Annotated in this window: 14 protein-coding genes; 10 read left to right on the forward strand and 4 right to left on the reverse strand. The window is 64.8% G+C overall.

Translation table 11 applies throughout. The annotated features are described in order from the left end of the window. Positions 1-45 precede the first annotated feature (45 nt). Positions 46-450, reverse strand: a complete 405-nt coding sequence (locus FJW05_RS22855) for a GFA family protein (RefSeq protein ID WP_140635879.1) — start codon at positions 448-450, stop codon at positions 46-48. Positions 451-485: 35 nt separating this feature from the next. Continuing rightward, a complete protein-coding gene (locus FJW05_RS22860) occupies positions 486-1,445 on the reverse strand; it encodes a cation diffusion facilitator family transporter (protein ID WP_140635881.1) in 960 nt (319 codons plus the stop codon). Positions 1,446-1,627: 182 nt separating this feature from the next. Here FJW05_RS22860 and FJW05_RS27945 point away from each other — a divergent pair, with 182 nt between their 5' ends. Beyond that, positions 1,628-1,753: a hypothetical protein gene (locus tag FJW05_RS27945; RefSeq protein ID WP_095769470.1), complete on the forward strand. Its 126-nt coding sequence runs from the start codon at positions 1,628-1,630 to the stop codon at positions 1,751-1,753. Positions 1,754-1,939: 186 nt separating this feature from the next. Next, positions 1,940-2,254 carry a quaternary ammonium compound efflux SMR transporter SugE gene (gene sugE / locus FJW05_RS22870; RefSeq protein WP_140635883.1) on the forward strand — a complete coding sequence of 105 codons (315 nt, stop codon included), beginning with the start codon at positions 1,940-1,942 and terminating at the stop codon, positions 2,252-2,254. Between the two features lie 74 nt (positions 2,255-2,328). On the opposite strand, the gene FJW05_RS22875 is transcribed toward sugE, so the two are convergent. Further along, positions 2,329-2,757 carry a DUF6481 family protein gene (locus FJW05_RS22875; protein ID WP_140635884.1) on the reverse strand — a complete coding sequence of 143 codons (429 nt, stop codon included), beginning with the start codon at positions 2,755-2,757 and terminating at the stop codon, positions 2,329-2,331. 228 nt (positions 2,758-2,985) lie between these two features. Between FJW05_RS22875 and FJW05_RS22880 the strand changes: the two genes are divergently transcribed. The 5 genes from FJW05_RS22880 (at position 2,986) to FJW05_RS22900 (ending at position 8,671) form a co-directional block, all read left to right on the forward strand. Beyond that, positions 2,986-4,047 carry an LLM class flavin-dependent oxidoreductase gene (locus FJW05_RS22880; RefSeq protein ID WP_140635886.1) on the forward strand — a complete coding sequence of 354 codons (1,062 nt, stop codon included), beginning with the start codon at positions 2,986-2,988 and terminating at the stop codon, positions 4,045-4,047. 157 nt (positions 4,048-4,204) lie between these two features. Next, complete coding sequence (locus tag FJW05_RS22885) at positions 4,205-5,371, forward strand: AI-2E family transporter (protein ID WP_140635888.1); 1,167 nt, start codon at positions 4,205-4,207, stop codon at positions 5,369-5,371. A 608-nt stretch (positions 5,372-5,979) separates the two neighbouring features. Next, a complete protein-coding gene (locus FJW05_RS22890; RefSeq protein WP_140635890.1) occupies positions 5,980-6,801 on the forward strand; it encodes an arylamine N-acetyltransferase in 822 nt (273 codons plus the stop codon). 3 nt (positions 6,802-6,804) lie between these two features. Beyond that, the gene (locus FJW05_RS22895) at positions 6,805-7,803 is read left to right on the forward strand and encodes an LLM class flavin-dependent oxidoreductase (RefSeq protein WP_140635891.1); all 999 of its coding nucleotides are present in this window, start codon (positions 6,805-6,807) and stop codon (positions 7,801-7,803) included. A 67-nt stretch (positions 7,804-7,870) separates the two neighbouring features. Further along, complete coding sequence (locus FJW05_RS22900) at positions 7,871-8,671, forward strand: inositol monophosphatase family protein (RefSeq protein WP_140635893.1); 801 nt, start codon at positions 7,871-7,873, stop codon at positions 8,669-8,671. Here FJW05_RS22900 and FJW05_RS22905 read toward each other — a convergent pair. Continuing rightward, entirely contained in the window at positions 8,661-9,680 is a 1,020-nt protein-coding gene (locus FJW05_RS22905; protein WP_140635895.1) for a LacI family DNA-binding transcriptional regulator, read from the reverse strand. The two genes, FJW05_RS22900 and FJW05_RS22905, sit on opposite strands and share 11 nt — an antisense overlap. 217 nt (positions 9,681-9,897) lie before the next feature. Between FJW05_RS22905 and FJW05_RS22910 the strand changes: the two genes are divergently transcribed. The 3 genes from FJW05_RS22910 to FJW05_RS22920 are packed head-to-tail and all read left to right on the forward strand — an operon-like array spanning position 9,898 to position 13,772. Further along, positions 9,898-11,493: a sugar ABC transporter ATP-binding protein gene (locus FJW05_RS22910; protein WP_140635896.1), complete on the forward strand. Its 1,596-nt coding sequence runs from the start codon at positions 9,898-9,900 to the stop codon at positions 11,491-11,493. After that, positions 11,490-12,785, forward strand: coding sequence for an ABC transporter permease (locus FJW05_RS22915; protein WP_140635898.1), 1,296 nt, complete (start codon positions 11,490-11,492; stop codon positions 12,783-12,785). Before FJW05_RS22910 ends, FJW05_RS22915 begins: the two co-directional genes overlap by 4 nt. Before the next feature lie 18 nt (positions 12,786-12,803). Continuing rightward, entirely contained in the window at positions 12,804-13,772 is a 969-nt protein-coding gene (locus FJW05_RS22920; RefSeq protein ID WP_140635901.1) for a substrate-binding domain-containing protein, read from the forward strand. The last annotated feature ends 354 nt before the right edge of the window (positions 13,773-14,126 follow it).

A 14,126-nucleotide genomic window follows, 5' to 3' on the forward strand; every position in this document is an offset into this window, starting at 1 on the left:
CAGCCAATCGCCGAGGCTTCCGCCAACGGGGCCGATCCGACAGTGCTACTGCTCCTCGATTGTCGCCATGCCTTCAAACTCCGGCAGCCAGTGCAAGGCCGAACGGTGCCAGACCTGTTTTTTCGGGACGAGTTCCTCGCGCTGACGCGCCGTGCCGACCCTGATGCCATAGATCTTAGGCCCATCTCCCACCGACGTGGCGTAGAGGTGCGATCCGCACTCGCCGCAAAAGCCTTGCGCCCGCCTGGCGCCGCTCGACCCGACCTTGATATAGACCTTCGGCGCGCCCCTGGTGATCCGGTAGTCGCTTTCCGGCGCCGGAACCGTCACGCGAAAGGCCGTGCCGGTCAGCTGCTGGCAGTCGGTGCAGTGGCAGATCGAGGTCTTTTCCGGATCGACCTCCGCCTCATAGGCGATCGCGCCGCAATGACATCCGCCGTCGATCTTCATCGGCCTTCCTCCTGACAAATTCGCTTTATCAAAGCCTATCCCTCCTCCGAGGCCTCGGCCATGGCCTTGCGCCGCCGCTCCCATGTGCCAGTGGCTTGCGGCTTGACGAAGAGCCTCGTTATTTGCGGCATTTCCTCTTTCAGCCTTGCTTCCAGGCGCTCGACGCAGGCCTCGATATCGGGCGCGCTGAGATGATCCTCGAATTCGATGCTCAAGCCCGCGACGATTTCCTCCGGCCCGATATGGACGCTCAGGATTCCGTTCGCGCGCTGCACCGCCGGATCGTCCTGAACGATCGCCAGCACCTTCTTCTGCACTTCGGATGAGGCAGGTTCACCCAGCAGCAGCCCTTTGCTCTCGCGCGCCAGGAAGATGGCGGTCGCGCCGAGGATGATGGCGATGCCGATCGAGCCGAGGCCGTCGAGCTCGGGGATTCCCAGAAGCTGGGCCGACAGGATGCCGGCGAAAGCGACTGCAAGCCCGAGCAGCGCGGCGCTGTCCTCGAACAGTACCGTATAGACGCTGGGATCCTTGCTCGATTGCACGGCCTGCAGCCAGCCTTGCTTGCCCTTCTGCTGCCGGAACTCCTTCAGCGCTAACAGCCATGAGCTGCCCTCGAACAGGAAGGAAAGGGCGAGCACGATGTAGTTGACCTTGGCGTTGACGAACGGCTCGGGCGCCATGATGTGGATGACGCCTTCATAGAATGAGACGCCGGCGCCGAGCGCGAACACCAGAAGCGCCACGATAAAGCTCCAGAAATAGAGCTCGCGTCCGTGGCCGAGCGGGTGGGTGCGGTCGGGCGGCCGCGCGGCGCGGTGCATGCCGTGGAGGAGCAGCGCGCCGTTGCCGGTGTCGACCAGCGAATGCACACCTTCCGACAGCATGGCGGACGAACCGGTGAGCGCTGCCGCCGTGAATTTGGTCGCCGCGATCGCCAAATTGCCGGCGAGCGCGGCGTAGATCACCCGTCTCGAGCCGCTATGTCCTGCCATCCGATCTCCGAGCTGCCCCGCGCCCGAGCTTGACGGCCCGCCTCACAGACAATGCACCAGCCCGTGCGAGGTTTCGGAAATCGGTTGACAGCCGGTCGACCGGCTTCGCAAAGCGGCACAGCCTCTTGCAGCCGGGCATTTCTCTTGTTTCACTCGCACGTCCACAATCGGAGGAGCGAATCATGGCTAAAGGTGCGATGAAGGCGGGCAAGGAAGCCCGCAAGCCGAAGAAGGACGCCAAGAAGCCCGCGGCGGCCCCGGCTCCGAAGGCGCCGCCGGTCAAGGCGTTGCGCATCAAGGAAAAGTAAGCGGCCGAATTCGGTCGATCCGGCTCAATGCTGACTTTGAACCGGCGGCATGACGATGCTGCCGGTGTTTTGTTGATCGAGGCCACCCCATATCAAAGGGCGAGGACGACCTCGCTTTCGAAAAACCGGCCGGGACGACCCGCCACCAAGCATCTGAGGCGATGCTGGAACGACGGAGTGTCTTCGATGTCCTGGATTTTTCTTTTCTTCGCCGGCCTGTTCGAGATCGGCTGGGCGATCGGCCTCAAATATACCGACGGCTTCTCCAAGCCGCTGCCGACCCTTCTCACCATTGCCTCGATGATCGTCAGCCTCGGCCTGCTCGGCCTGGCGCTGAAGACGCTGCCCGTCGGCACGGCCTATGCGGTGTGGACCGGCATCGGCACCGTCGGCACGACGCTGCTCGGCATCTGGCTGCTCGGCGAGCCGGCGACAACCGTCCGGCTCGCCTGTATTGGCCTGATCGTCTGCGGCATCGTCGGGCTGAAACTGGTCGCCTAGCTCGCTATCCACAGCACAAACGCGTTCAGGGCCGCTTTCGGCGACCCTGACTTAATTTTCCAACAAATCCGAACCTAGCGGGCGGAGAAGCCCGGAGGCGTGCGCCCGACGCGAGACTTGCGGGCGGCGTAGCGTGCATCACGCTTGGCCTTGCGCGCGGCCTCATCGGCAAGCTCGAAAGCGATGCGCTCGGATTCCTCGGCCTCGCGGCGCTTGGCCTCTTCGGCCGCCGCCGCTTCCGCCGCAAGACGCGCCGCTTCGGCGATCGCCTCGCGCTCGGCCTTCTCGGCCGCTTCGCGCGCCAACTTTTCCTGCTTCAGCCTTGCCTTTTCCGCCTCGCGGATGGCGCGGGCCTCAAGGATAGCCTTGCGTTCGGCCTGGCGAGCCAGCACTGTCGGATCATCCGCCGCCGGCTTTGCCTTGAAGCGCTCGAGCAGCGCCTTCTTTGCCTCGTTCGCGGCATTGCGCCGCTCGAAAATGTCTTTTTCCCTGTAGATAGCCAAGTGCACTTCCCTGCAGTGTATTCGCGACGCTTACATACGCGTGAAAGCGGCAAGTTCAAGCGCCAAAACGGTATGGCAGCCATGAAAAATTCGGGCTTGTTGCCGCAGGGATACGGCCCGGCAGCGCGATGCACTGTTCACAGATCGCGCGTCTGGCGGGCAGAACGGTGGATGGTTACCTCTAGCGCCGACGACAAACGCCGACATGAACATTGAGGACGCAACCAGATGGAACTCGGTCTCTACACTTTCGCCGATGTCAGCCCGGAGCCGGGCCCCGGCGCCATCGGCCCGCATGAACGGCTGCGCAACCTCATCGAGGAAATCGAGCTGGCCGACCAGGTCGGCCTCGACGTGTTCGGCCTCGGCGAGCATCACCGTCCCGACTATGCCGCCTCGGCGCCGGTAGTGGCGCTGGCCGCGGCGGCCGAGCGCACGAAGCGCATCCGCCTGACCAGCGCGGTCACGGTGCTTTCCTCCGACGACCCGGTGCGCGTCTTCCAGCAATTCGCGACGCTCGACCTTCTGTCCGGCGGCCGCGCTGAGATCATGGCCGGGCGCGGTTCCTTCATCGAATCGTTCCCGCTGTTCGGCTACAATCTGGAGGACTATGACGAGCTGTTCGCCGAGAAGCTCGACCTGCTTTTAGCCATCCGAGACCAGGCGAAGGTGACGTGGCAGGGCAAGCTGCGCGCGCCGATCAACGGCCGCGGCGTCTACCCGCGTCCATTGCAGGAAAAACTGCCGGTCTGGATCGCCATCGGCGGCACGCCGCAATCCGCCGCCCGCGCCGGCGTGCTCGGCCTGCCGCTGACGCTGGCCATCATCGGCGGCGAGCCGGCCCGTTTTGCGCCGTTGTTCGATATCTATCGCGAGGCGGCGCGGCGCGGCGGCAACGAACCGGCCAGCCTCGCCACCAGCATCAACGTGCACGGCTTCATCGCCGAGACGCCCGAACAGGCGGCCGACGATTTCTACGGACCGCAGGCCGAGGTGATGAACCGCATCGGCCGCGAGCGCGGCTGGGGCCCGACCTCGCGCGCGCATTTCGATCACGCGCGGGGTCCCAGTGGGGCCCTCTTCGTCGGCAATCCTGAAGCCGTGGCGGAAAAGATCGTCGCCCAGCACAAGATCTTCGGCAACGACCGCTTCCTGCTGCAGATGGCGATCGGCACCATGCCGCACGCCAAGATCATGAAGGCGATCGAGCTTTACGGCACCAGGGTGGCGCCGATCGTGCGCAAGGAGACGGCCAAAACCGCGCCCGCCATCGTGGCGCCGGCCGGCTAAGCGGAGGCCCGTTCGCGAAGACTGGCCGACCCGTAGCGCGACCGCGGGAGCGATGCCGCGGAAAGCCGGCTCATGGAACCTTGCCCGGAACTCCAGCGTTTCGCGCAGAAGCCTGCCATGCATTCATTGTTTGGGTGGCGGGCTTGCAAGGGAACCGATGAAAGCCGAACCGATCGCTTCGGGCGCGAGCGTTGCCGAAAGCCCTGATCCGCGTGCCAACGCCCGGGCGGACATGCGCCTGACGCGCTCGCTGGTGATCGGGATTTTCATTCTGCTGACGATCGCAGCGCTCTATTTCGCCCGTGATTTCTTCATGCCGGTAATCCTCGCCTTCCTGCTGGCGCTGACGCTGACGCCGATCGTGCGCTTCCTGCGCAAGCACGGCGTACCGGAAGTGGTTTCGGCGACGTTGCTGGTGCTGCTTTCAATCTTTGTTTTCGTCGTTGCAGGCTATCTGCTCAGCGGTCCGGTCATCGACCTCATCAACAACAGCTATTCGATCGGCCAGCAGCTCACCGAGCGGCTGGCGCCGTTCAAGCGGCCGCTCGAACGGGTGATGGATCTCGCGCATCAGCTGGAAGCGCTGACCGAGACCTCGCAGGAGCCGGGGGTGCAGCGGGTCGCGGTGGCGCCTTCCGGCGTTCTGTCCACGGCGGCCAGCAATCTCCTGGAAGCCGGCACCTCGATCACCATCGTCTTCGTGCTGTCGCTGTTTCTGCTCGCCTCGGGCACGCTGTTCTACGAGAAGATCGTGCAGTCGTTCACCAGCATGACCCAGAAGAAGCGGGCGCTGCGCGTGGTCTATGACGTCGAGCACGAAATCTCGCACTATCTGCTTACCGTTGCCCTGATCAATGCCGGCCTCGGCACGATGATCGGGCTGGGCCTCTGGGGGCTCGGCATGCCCACCCCGTTGGTGTGGGGCGCGGCGGCGGCGCTGCTCAATTTCCTGCCCTATGTCGGCGCGCTGATGACCGTCCTGCTCGTCGCCATCATCGCGCTGATCAGCTTCGACACGATCGCCTATGCGCTGCTGGCGCCGGCTTTCGTGGTGTTGTGCGATATCGTCGAAGGCCAGTTCGTGACGCCGACGGTGGTCGGACGGCGCCTCGAGATCAACGCCGTGGCAATCTTGATCGCCATCGCCTTCTGGTCATGGCTATGGGGCTTCGTCGGCGCGCTGATGGCGGTGCCGTTGCTGGTCGTCATCAAGGTCTTCTGCGACCATTTCGAGGGCTTGAGCCATGTCGGCAACTTCCTGGCGGCGCAGCAGTCCATGGCCATCGAGGAAGAGCCCGCCGAAAACAATCACAAACCGGCCTAAGTGCACTGCACAGGGATTTTGACCGGTCGGCTCAGGCGGTATACTTTGGAGATTGGCCGAAACGCGCAACCCCGTCGTCATTCCTGGGCGGAGCAGGAGCGAAGCTCCGTCGCGAAGACCCTGGAATCCATTCCGTTACCTTCGCCAAGGTGTGCAACGGAGCAGAATTCTGCACCGTGGCGACGCTTCCAAGTCGCGGAATGCATTCTATGGTCTGCGCGCGTCGCTTCGCTCCTTGCTCCGCCATAGAATGACGAGGTTGGGGCGGCTTCAACCAATCCCCGGCGTTTGCGTTGATTGCACGGAAATGAATGGAAAATCTTGCACCAACGGCAACCTTTCAAAATCCCTGTGTCGGGGAACTAAGGCGCGTCGCCCTGAATTGGATTCAGACGACGCGCTCCAGGGGCTTTGTTTCGCCGTGGTCCCAGAACCGTGCGCACTTCTGGGCGACATGCTCCTGTTTTGATGCATGTCGTTGTCCCAGAACCATGCACATTTCTGGGCGACATGCATTGGCATGTGGTCCAATCGCAAAGCGTGGCCGTTATTTGCAGCGTTGGCGGGCAGTGCCTATATCGGGCCGGTCAAGCGGGACCTGCCCCTGAATGAGCGACTTCGATCTCGATGGCTATTTCGCCCGCACAGGCTATGACGGGCCAACCGACGTTTCGCTGGCCACGCTGCAGGCGCTGCACGCAACCCATCCGCAGGCGATCCCGTTCGAGAATATCGACGCCTTGATGGGCGTTTCCGTCGGGCTCGACATCGCCTCGCTGCAGGACAAGATTCTTGGCCAGGGCCGCGGCGGCTATTGCTTCGAGCACAATCTCATCTTCATGCATGCGCTGAAGGCGCTCGGCTTCACCGCCAGCGGGCTGGCGGCGCGCGTGTTGTGGGGCCAGCCGGATGATGCCGTCACCGCGCGCAGCCACATGCTGCTGCGCGTCGAGCTCGGCGGCCGCACCTACATTGCCGATGTCGGCTTCGGCGGCCTGACGCTGACGGCGCCGCTGCTTTTGCAACCTGGGCTTGAGCAGCAGACGCCGCACGAGGCCTTCCGCATCGTCGAAACCGGCGACCATCTTCGCCTGCAAGCCGGCATTGGCGGCGATTGGCGCACGCTCTACCGCTTCGACATAAGCCAGGCCTATGAGGTCGATTATCAGGTCGGCAGCCATTTCCTGTCGACGCATCCGAGCTCGCATTTCCTGACCACGCTGGTTGCCGCGCTCGCCTTGCCCGACCGGCGCTATGCGCTGCGCAACAACCGGCTGTCGACACATCATGCCGGCGGTCGCAGCGAGCAGCGCGAGATCGCGACCGCCACCGAGCTCGCCGGCGTGCTGGAGAACCAGCTCGCCATCGTCATTCCCGACCGCGCCGCCTTCGAGGCGAGGCTGCGGGAAAAACGCATCGTGGAGACCTGACCAATGACGGCCCTTTCGGTTCTCGACCTGTCGCCGATCACGCAAGGCAGCACGGCCTCGCAGTCGCTTGCCAATTCGCTCGACCTTGCCCGCCATGCCGAGCGGCTGGGCTACAGGCGCTACTGGCTGGCCGAGCACCACAACATGCCGGGCATCGCGAGCGCCGCGACCTCCGTCGTGATCGCGCATGTCGCTGGCGGCACCAAGTCGATCCGCGTCGGCGCCGGCGGCATCATGCTGCCCAACCATGCGCCGCTGGTGATCGCCGAGCAGTTCGGCACACTGGCGGCGCTTTTCCCTGGCCGCATCGATCTCGGCCTCGGCCGCGCGCCGGGCACCGACATGCTGACCGCGCGGGCGCTGCGGCGGAATCTCGAAAGAGCCGACAATTTCCCGCAGGACGTCGTCGAGCTGATGGGCTATTTCCAGCCGGCCGAGGAAGGCCAGCGCATTCGCGCCGTGCCCGGCGAGGGCCAGAGCGTGCCGGTCTGGATCCTGGGCTCCAGCCTCTATGGTGCGCAGCTCGCAGCCCTTCTCGGCCTGCCTTACGCCTTCGCCTCGCATTTCGCCCCGGCTGAGCTCGATCATGCGCTGGAGGTTTATCGCACGCGCTTCCAGCCGTCGGCGCAACTCGAAAAACCGTATGTCATGCTCGGCCTCAATGTCTTCGCCGCGCCGTCGGACGCCGAGGCGAAGCTTCTGTTCAGCTCGCTGCAACAGGCCTTCGTCAATCTGCGCAGCGGCCGCCCCGGCCAATTGCCGCCGCCGGTCGAGAATTACGACCGCGACCTCGACCCCGCGGCGAAAACCATGCTTGCCCAGGCGCTGTCCTGCGCCGTCGTCGGCTCGCCGGAGACGGTGCGCCAGGGCATCGACGCCTTCATAAGCCGCACCGGCGCCGATGAATTGATGGTGACGGCGCAGTGCTTCGACCATGCGGCGCGCGTGCGCTCCTTTGAGATCCTCGCCGACGTGCACAAATCGATGTCGAAGGCGGCCTGACGGCGCCATGGCTTCTGACATGCTCATCTGTTAAGGGCAGGCTCCCCGCCAAAGCGCGAGCCTGCCCATGACCCATGATCTCGACGACCGCATGCATTTTGCCATCGACCTGGCGCGGCGCGCCGGCGAGCTGGGGCTGAAATATTTTCGCGACCTCGACAGTCTGACGATCGAGAGCAAGGGCCATCAGGACCTGGTTTCAGAAGCCGACCGCGAGGTCGAGCTGTTCATCCGTGCGGCCATCGCCGAGGCCTACCCGCAAGACGGCATCGTCGGTGAGGAGCACGCGGCGATCACCGGAACAACCGGTCATGTCTGGGTGATCGACCCGATCGACGGCACCGCCAATTTCGTGCGCGGCATTCCCGCCTGGTGCGTGGTGATCGCCTGCGCCAGGAACGGCGAGACGATCGTGGGCGTCATCCACGAACCCTCGACCGACGAGACGTTCTACGCCCGTCTTGGCGGCGGCGCCTTCCTCAACGGCAAGCCGATCAGGGCCAGCAACGCGTCATCGCTTTCCGAAGGCTCGGTCGGCACCGGGCTCTCCAACCGCGCCTCGACCACGAATGTCGTCATTCTCATCGGCCTGATCATGGGCGAGGGCGGCGTCTTCTACCGCAATGCTTCCGGAGCGCTCATGCTTGCCTATGCGGCGGCCGGCCGGCTGCTCGGCTATCTCGAGGAGCACATGAACGCCTGGGATTGCCTGGCCGGCATGCTGCTGGTCGAAGAGGCCGGCGGCACGGTGCTGAAAGCGGACCCCAAGACGGTGATCGGCAAAGGTGCCCGGGTGGTCGCCGGCGGCCGGCGCATCTTTCCGAGGCTGCAACTGCTCGGCGAGAGCTCCTTCGGATTTACGCGCTGACGCTCTGCGCGAGCGCGCCGAGCGGCCGGCAGGAATTGCGGATCATCAGCCGGCCTTTCAGCACGAGCTTGCGCGGCGGCGCCTCGCGGTTGCCGGCCAGCCGGTCGAGCAGGAGGTTCGCCGCCTGCTCGCCGATCGCCTGCACCGGCTGCGCCACGGTCGTCAGCTGCGGCACGAACACGTCCGACCAGGGAAAATCGTCGAAGCAGGCGACCGAAATGTCCTCGGGACAGCTGAGACCGATGTCGCGGATCGCCTTCATGGTGCCGATCACCATCGGATTGTTGGCCGAGAAGATCGCGCTCGGCCGGTCGTGCAGCGAAAGCAGCTGCATGGTGGCGTTATAGCCGTCGATCTCGTGGAAATTGCCGGAGCGTATGAGCTCCTCCGCCACGGGCAGGCCGGCGGCCTGCAGCGCCTCGCGGTAGCCGATCATGCGGTCATGCATGGGGGATATGTCGGATGCGCCGGTGATATAGCCGATGCGGCGATGGCCGAGATGGATCAGATAGGTAACGGCGTCGAACACGGCGCGCTGGTTGTCCAGCACCACCGCATCGGTGTCGACGCCGTCGCAGAGGCGATCGAGCAGCACCACCGGCACGTTGGCGTCCCCGACGATGCCCTTCAGGATGCCGCCGTCGCCGACACGCGCCACGATCAGCCCGTCGACCATGCGGTCGAGCAGCAGCCGGATCTGGTCGTCCTGCGTGTTCAGGTCCTCGTCCGTGCAGCACAGCATGACGGCATAGCCGGCGCGGTCGAACGCCTGCTGGATGACCGAAACGACATCGGTGAAGAACGGGTTGGTGATATGCGGCACGGTCAGGCCGATGGTCCGCGTGGTGCCCATCTTGAGGCTGCGGGCAATGGCGTTGCGCTTGTAGCCGATGTCGCGGATCGCCTGCTCGATGCGCTGGGTAAGCTCCGGACTGACGGTGGCGGTGCCGTTGAGCACTGCCGACACGGTGGCCACGGACACACGCGCCGCCTCAGCCACATGCAGCATGGTCGGCGCCGTGGATTTCCGCTGTTTTTTCCGCCCAGACACCGTCATTTCGAAACGTTTAGCCGCCCCTATTTGGCTAAACCTACGCAAACCCGGCATTTTTCGCAAGAATTGAAATACATCAATCCTCAGAAACCAGATATGCGCTTGACACATTCGAAACGTTTAGATTAGCGTTCAAACAATCGAAGACGACGGAGGGAGGCCGTCCTTTGCCATGCAGCGCATTGATTCCACCACGACTGGCAATGCGGCCGCCGACGGTCCCGCCGTCGTCCTGAGCGCGACGGGCATTTCCAAGCGCTTCGGCGGCATCGCCGCGCTGTCGGATGTGAGCCTGGACCTCCGGCCCGGCGAGGTGCATGCGCTGATGGGCGAGAACGGCGCCGGCAAGTCGACGCTGATGAAGATCCTGTCGGGCGTCTATACCGACTACGAAGGCGCCGTGGCCATCGACGGCCGGACAATTCGTTTCACCGGCGTCCGCGACGCCGAGGACGCCGGCATCGCCATCATCCACCAGGAGCTCAACCTCGTCCCCGAGCTCAGCGTCGCCGACAACATCTTCCTCGGCCGCGAAAAGCTGATCGCCGGGCTGGTCGTCGACCGCAAGGCGAGCAGCCGCACTGCCAGCGCGCTGCTGCAGCGTCTCGGCATCGAGCTCGATCCCGAGGCGCGTGTCGGCACGCTCAGGGTCGGCGAGCAGCAACTGGTGGAGATCGCCAAGGCGCTGTCGAAGTCGGCGCGCATCCTGATCATGGACGAGCCGACCTCGGCGCTGTCGCCGGCCGAGTGCCAGAGACTGTTCCGCATCATCGGCCAGCTCGCGGCAAGCGGCGTTGCGATCGTCTACATCTCGCATCGCATCGACGAGGTCATGCATCTGGCCAGCCGGGTGACGGTGCTGCGCGACGGACGCCACGTGCTGACGCGGGACATGGCAAGGCTGGACGAAGACGCCATCATCTCCGCCATGGTCGGGCGCGACCTTCTCGCCTCCTCCGATCATGAGCGCGGCCCCGGCGGCGAAGCGGTGCTCTCGGTCAGGGACCTGTCGCTGTCGAAGCCCGACCGGCATGGCTGGCGCACGATGATCGACGGCGTCAGCTTCGACCTTGCCGCCGGCGAGATCCTCGGCATCGGCGGGCTGCTGGGTTCCGGCCGCACCGAGATCCTGGAGGCGATCTTCGGCTCCAGCGACGGCCGCACCGGCGGCGAGATTCGGCTCGACGGCGTGCCGGTCGAGATCGGCTCGCCGCGCGAGGCCCGCCGGCTCGGCATCGCTTTGGTGACCGAGGACCGCAAGACGCAAGGCCTGCATCTCCAAGCCTCGATCACCGACAATGTCGCGCTGCCCCTGGTCGGCGCGCTGGCGCGCTTCGGCCTGCGCTCGCGCTCCGGCGAGCGCGGCCTGGCACGCGACGCGGTCGGCGCGCTCGGCATACGCTGCGAAAGCATCGAGCAGGCTGCCGGCACGCTGTCCGGCGGCAACCAGCAGAAGGTGGTGATCGGCAAATGGCTGGCGACCCGGCCGCGCGTGCTTCTGCTCGACGAGCCGACGCGCGGCATCGATGTCGGCGCCAAGCGCGAAATCTACGACCTCGTCTTCAAGCTGGCCGGCGAGGGGCTGGCGATTGCCGTGATCAGCTCCGAACTGCCCGAGCTTCTGCATCTGGCCGACCGCATCCTGGTCATGGCCGAGGGCCGCCAGCGCGGAATCCTGTCCCGCACTGATGCCAGCGAGGAGGCGATCATGCGGCTTGCCGCGCCAAGACTTGCCACACCAAGACGGGCAGCGAGACCAGCCGCATGAACCTCATCAGCCTTGTCTCCCGCACCAAGCTTTACTGGGGGCTGATCGCCATCTTCCTGATCGGCGTGTTCGGCTCGCCGATCAGCTCCAAGGGCAACAACATCTTCCTGTCCTACGGCAACCTGCTCGACGTGCTGCGCCAGGTGTCGACCACCGGCCTCATCGCCACCGGCATGACGGCGGTGATCCTGACCGGCGGCATCGATCTTTCCGTCGGCTCGCTGATGGCGATCTGCTCGGTCGTCTGCGCCATGCTGCTCACCGTGCCGGGCGTCACGCCGTCGGCGGCGCTCGGCGTGCCGACGACCGCGCTGGCGGCGCTTTGCCTCGGCGTGCTGGCCACCCGCTTCATCCTGCTCAACATCGAGAAATCCCGCGCCGGGGCGGAAGCCGGGCGCGACGCGCGACTGGACAAGGCGCGCGGGCTGATCATTCCGGGGGTCGTCGGCGTGGTGCTGTGCTGCCTTTCGCTGTGGTACCTGCTGCCGCAGGTCGAGACCAAGTTTGGCGTGCTCGGCGTGCTGCTGGTGGCGCCTTGCGTCGGCCTTCTGTTCGGCACCATCAACGGCTTCATCATCGTCGCCGGCCGGCTGCAGCCGTTCATCGTCACGCTGGCGATGATGGTGACGGCGCTCGGCATCGCCAGGCTCACCGCCGGCCAGAACAACGCGGTGCTGCCGGTCTATACCGGCTCCAACGCCACCGCCGATTTCGAGATCCTGCGCTCGCTGGTGTTCGGCATCGTGCCGATGCCAGGTCTGTTCTTCCTCGGCGCGATCGTGATCTACGGCGCGGTGCTGCGCTTCACGCCTTTCGGCCGCTATGTCTACGCCATCGGCGGCAATGAGGAGGCGGCGCGGCTTTCCGGCATCGCCGCCGGGCGCGTCAAGATAGCCACCTATGCGGTGTCGGGCCTGCTCGCCGGCATCGCGGCGGTGCTCTACGTGGCCCAATACCGCCAAGGCAAGCCCGATGCCGGCGCCGGGCTGGAGCTCGACGCCATCGCCGCCGTGGTCATCGGCGGCACCAGCCTGATGGGCGGGCGCGGCAGCCTGGTCGGCACCTTCTGCGGCGTGCTGATCTTCGGCCTGTTGTCCAACATCTTGCAGCTGCACAACATCAATTCGAACCTTCAGCTGGTGCTGAAGGGGGCGATCATCATCGGCACCGTGCTCGTGCAGGAGCGCAACGCCGGCGATCTTCTCAGCTATCTGCGCCTGCCCGGCGGACGGGCGGCGCAAAAGGAAACGGCCGCAGCCAAGCGGCCGTCACAGGAGACCTCGTCTCTATAATCCGGAGGAAACAGGACCATGAAACGACGTGATATGCTGAAGCTCGCCACCTTCGCGGCGGCGCTTGTGACGACCACCGCGCTCTTTTCCGGCAACCATGCCTTTGCCCAGGACAAGAAGTGGAAGATCGGCTTCTCGCAGGTGACGACCATCGAACCCTGGCGCGCCCAGTTCAACAAGGACATCATCGCGGAAGCCGCCAAGCACCCGGACGTCGAGCTGATCATCACCGACGGCGAGGACAAGACCGAAAAGCAGGTCGCCGACGTCGAGAACCTGATCCGCCAGGAGGTCGACGCGCTGCTGGTCTCGCCGAAGGAATCGGCCGGCCTGACCGGCGTGGTGCAGCAGGCGATCGACGCCAAGATCCCGGTCTTCGTGCTCGACCGCAATGTCGAAACCAAGGACTACACGCAGTTCGTCGGCGGCGACAACAAGCTGATCGGCCGGGCGGCTGGCGAATATGCCGTCGAGCTCCTGGGCGGCAAGGGCAAGGCGGCCGGCAACGTCGTCGAGATCTGGGGCGGCATGGGCACGCAGCCGGCGCATGACCGCCATGACGGCTTCCATGAATTCACCGACAAGGAGCCGGGCATCAAGTACCTGCTCGACCAGCAGTCGGGCGACTGGAAGCAGGACCAGGCCTATAACATCATGGCCAACGCGCTGAAGACCAACGAGAAGATCGATCTCGTCTACGGCCACAACGATCCGATGGCCTACGGCGCCTATCTTGCTGCCAAGGACGTCGGGCGCGAGAAGGACATCAAGTTCATCGGCATCGACGGCCTGCCCAACGAAGGCGTGCAGATGGTGAACAAGGGCGAGCTGACGGCGACCTTCACCTATGTCACGCCGGGCGCCGAGGGCCTGCGCCAGGCGATCAAGTTCCTGAAAGGGGAGAAGGTCGAGAAGACCATCACCCTGCCGACGGAAAAGATCACCAAGGACAACGCCGCCAAAATCCTGAAGGACAACGGGCTTTAGGTTCTGTTTTGACGCAATTCCAAACGGAAAACCGCTGCGGCTTTTCCTGGAATTGCTTGAAGTCCGCAACCCCCTGCCGGGCCACGCGCCCGGCAGGGCTTTGCCCGAGCGCCAGGCGCTCCCCACAGCTTGCCGCCGGGCGCCAAATGCACGCCGCAATACTGTTTTTCCGCTCTTTCGCGACCGAAAGTCACGCCCGAAACAGCAAGTCCTGACCTTGGCGGTCAGCAGATTTGCGTGCCCTAAGCGGCGCCGCTTTAAAAAAACCAAGCCGGAACAGTGAGATAGATCGACTTCAGACCGGCTCGGGCGCAGAGCGCGGCGGGTCTCTTCCGGGTCGCTGCCGAGACGACG

The sequence above is a fragment of the Mesorhizobium sp. B2-9-1 genome, from assembly GCF_006439455.1.
Taxonomy (GTDB): Bacteria; Pseudomonadota; Alphaproteobacteria; order Rhizobiales; family Rhizobiaceae; genus Mesorhizobium.

What these genes read in the sequence shown, in the direction of transcription:
- FJW05_RS22855 (WP_140635879.1), bottom strand. Translation starts at nt 450, where the DNA reads ATGAAGATCGACGGCGGATGTCATTGCGGCGCGATCGCCTATGAGGCG.
- FJW05_RS22860 (WP_140635881.1), bottom strand. Translation starts at nt 1,445, where the DNA reads ATGGCAGGACATAGCGGCTCGAGACGGGTGATCTACGCCGCGCTCGCC.
- FJW05_RS27945 (WP_095769470.1), top strand. Translation starts at nt 1,628, where the DNA reads ATGGCTAAAGGTGCGATGAAGGCGGGCAAGGAAGCCCGCAAGCCGAAG.
- sugE (WP_140635883.1), top strand. Translation starts at nt 1,940, where the DNA reads ATGTCCTGGATTTTTCTTTTCTTCGCCGGCCTGTTCGAGATCGGCTGG.
- FJW05_RS22880 (WP_140635886.1), top strand. Translation starts at nt 2,986, where the DNA reads ATGGAACTCGGTCTCTACACTTTCGCCGATGTCAGCCCGGAGCCGGGC.
- FJW05_RS22885 (WP_140635888.1), top strand. Translation starts at nt 4,205, where the DNA reads ATGAAAGCCGAACCGATCGCTTCGGGCGCGAGCGTTGCCGAAAGCCCT.
- FJW05_RS22890 (WP_140635890.1), top strand. Translation starts at nt 5,980, where the DNA reads ATGAGCGACTTCGATCTCGATGGCTATTTCGCCCGCACAGGCTATGAC.
- FJW05_RS22895 (WP_140635891.1), top strand. Translation starts at nt 6,805, where the DNA reads ATGACGGCCCTTTCGGTTCTCGACCTGTCGCCGATCACGCAAGGCAGC.
- FJW05_RS22900 (WP_140635893.1), top strand. Translation starts at nt 7,871, where the DNA reads ATGACCCATGATCTCGACGACCGCATGCATTTTGCCATCGACCTGGCG.
- FJW05_RS22905 (WP_140635895.1), bottom strand. Translation starts at nt 9,680, where the DNA reads ATGCTGCATGTGGCTGAGGCGGCGCGTGTGTCCGTGGCCACCGTGTCG.
- FJW05_RS22910 (WP_140635896.1), top strand. Translation starts at nt 9,898, where the DNA reads ATGCAGCGCATTGATTCCACCACGACTGGCAATGCGGCCGCCGACGGT.
- FJW05_RS22915 (WP_140635898.1), top strand. Translation starts at nt 11,490, where the DNA reads ATGAACCTCATCAGCCTTGTCTCCCGCACCAAGCTTTACTGGGGGCTG.
- FJW05_RS22920 (WP_140635901.1), top strand. Translation starts at nt 12,804, where the DNA reads ATGAAACGACGTGATATGCTGAAGCTCGCCACCTTCGCGGCGGCGCTT.